Annotated in this window: 1 protein-coding gene; it reads left to right on the top strand. The window is 59.5% G+C overall.

Annotation, left to right across the window (positions count from 1 at the left end):
• Positions 1-1,166 (top strand): type VI secretion system Vgr family protein (locus AC1EJR_RS27270; RefSeq protein ID WP_477147855.1); only part of this gene is annotated, 1,166 nt, incomplete at both ends.

The raw sequence follows: 1,166 nt of genomic DNA, 5'->3' as shown, positions 1-1,166 counted from the left end.
TATCCCCAGCACGCGTTCCGCTTCCAGTATCAGATGTCCGATTGGGAAACCATCCGCCTGCTGATGGAGCAGGAGGGGTTGTATTCCTATTTCCTTCCCGGCAAGTTCGGCGAGATGGTGGTGTTTGGCGATGACATTGACCATTACCTTTACAAGCCTGAATTGCGGGTGCCGTATCGCGAGACGGCGGGATTGGAGGCTGGTGTCGAAGCGGTCATCGGCCTTCGTACTATTGCGAAAACCGTCCCCGCATCGTTTCTTGTGGCGGACTACAACCCCGATCTGGCGTGGGAGCCCTTGAAGGGCGAAGCCAATGTTGCGCGCAAAGACAAGACCACCTACGGCCAGCCGTATGTCTTCGGCACCCATCACCTGGATTTCGAAGGCGCCAAATGGGAAGCCCAGCTTCGGCATGAGGCGGCGATGGCTTCCCAGGTGGTCTATKAAGGCGAGAGCAATGTGCTGGAACTGCGTCCGGCGCGAATCCTGCGGATGGATCTTGCGCTGGCGGATGCGCCGAATGGGCAGGTCATCACCGAGGTGATCCACACCGGCGCGCGCGATGCGGCGTATCGGAATACCTTCGAATCGATCCCGTCGGATCGACGGTTCCGGCTGCCGCTGGACGAGGCCAACTGGCCGAAGATCCAGGGCACGCTGAGTGCGCGCATTACCTCGCCAAGCCGGTATCCATACGCTTATCTGACGCAGCAGGGCTATTACACGGTTCGCTTTGACTTCGATTTCGAGGACTGGCCCGGCGGTGGGGAATGTGTGCCACTGCGGCTGGCCAAGCCATTTGCCGGGGCGCTGCAGACGGGATTTCACTTTCCGCTGATCGACGGCACCGAAGCGGCTATCGCATTTCGGGACGGTAATCCCAATAAGCCGTATATCGCCCACGTCCACCATAACAGTCGCCAGACGGATCTGATTACCAATCAGGATCGTTGGCTATCCCGCAACGTTATTCGCACGCAGAGCGACAACAAGCTCGAATTMGAGGATTGGGAGGGACAGGAGCACGTCAAGCTGTCCACCGAGCATTCCGGCAAATCCCAGCTGACGCTTGGCCATATGGTCGACGGGAAGTGGAAGCGGCGGGGGGAGGGGTTCGAACTCAGGACGTCTGGCTGGGGGGCCATCCGGGGCGGCAAGGGGTTGTT

It is taken from the genome of Cupriavidus sp. 05T42 (assembly GCF_056396345.1).
This window is presented reverse-complemented; position numbering and strand designations above follow the sequence as displayed.